The organism is Hubeiibacter jixunmingi (assembly GCF_041928215.1).
In the GTDB taxonomy this organism is placed as follows: domain Bacteria; phylum Pseudomonadota; class Gammaproteobacteria; order Pseudomonadales; family Moraxellaceae; genus Acinetobacter.
In genome coordinates, this window is record NZ_JBHFHK010000125.1 from 1 (window position 1) to 1196 (window position 1196).

The 1196-nt window shown below is 44.0% G+C and carries 1 protein-coding gene; it reads right to left on the minus strand.

From position 1 onward, the window contains the following. Window positions 1-2 precede the first annotated feature (2 nt). Window positions 3-1193 carry an elongation factor Tu gene (gene tuf / locus ACEYX7_RS10930; protein WP_374900567.1) on the minus strand — a complete coding sequence of 397 codons (1191 nt, stop codon included), beginning with the start codon at window positions 1191-1193 and terminating at the stop codon, window positions 3-5. Window positions 1194-1196: the final 3 nt, after the last annotated feature.

The window sequence follows — 1196 nt, forward strand, 5'->3', positions numbered from 1 at the left end:
GCTTATGCAGTTACTTTAGCAACAACACCAGCACCTACTGTACGACCACCTTCACGAATCGCAAAGCGTAAGCCTGGATCCATTGCGATTGGGTGAATCAATTCTACTGACATTTCTACGTTGTCACCTGGCATTACCATTTCAACGCCTTCTTTCAACTGGATTGCACCAGTTACGTCAGTTGTACGGAAATAGAACTGTGGACGGTAACCGTTCAAGAATGGAGTGTGACGACCACCTTCTTCTTTTGACAACACATATACTTCTGCGTCAAATTTAGTGTGTGGCTTGATTGTACCTGGTTTAGACAATACTTGACCACGTTGTACGTCTTCACGCTTAGTACCACGTAACAATACACCACAGTTCTCGCCTGCACGACCTTCGTCTAGCAATTTACGGAACATTTCAACACCAGTAACGGTAGTCTTAGTGGTATCACGGATACCTACGATTTCAACTTCTTCACCTACTTTGATGATACCAGTTTCTACACGGCCAGTTACTACTGTACCACGACCAGAAATTGAGAATACATCTTCGATTGGCATCAAGAAATCTTTGTCAATTGCACGCTCTGGCTCTGGAATATAGCTATCTAAAGCAGCAACTAAGTCTAATACTGACTGTTCGCCATATTGACCAGCGTCACCTTCCAATGCTTTCAATGCAGAACCACGGATAACAGGCGTGTCATCACCAGGGAAATCGTAAGAAGAAAGCAATTCACGTACTTCCATCTCAACCAATTCTAACAACTCTTCGTCGTCAACAAGGTCACATTTGTTCAAGAATACGATGATGTATGGTACACCTACTTGGCGAGACAACAAGATGTGTTCACGCGTTTGTGGCATTGGACCATCAGTCGCAGCACATACAAGGATTGCGCCGTCCATTTGAGCAGCACCAGTGATCATGTTTTTAACATAATCAGCGTGTCCTGGACAGTCAACGTGTGCATAGTGACGAGTTGGAGAATCGTATTCTACGTGAGAAGTATTGATCGTGATACCACGTGCTTTTTCTTCTGGAGCAGAGTCGATTTGTGAATAGTCTTTTGCTTCGCCACCGTAGTGCTTAGAACAGATTGTTGCAATCGCAGCAGTCAATGTGGTTTTACCATGGTCAACGTGACCGATAGTGCCCACGTTTACGTGTGGTTTATTACGTTCAAATTTAGCCTTAGCCATAAT

Bases quoted from the DNA above. Each gene is read 5' to 3' on its own strand.
- tuf (WP_374900567.1), bottom strand. From the start codon at position 1,193: ATGGCTAAGGCTAAATTTGAACGTAATAAACCACACGTAAACGTGGGC.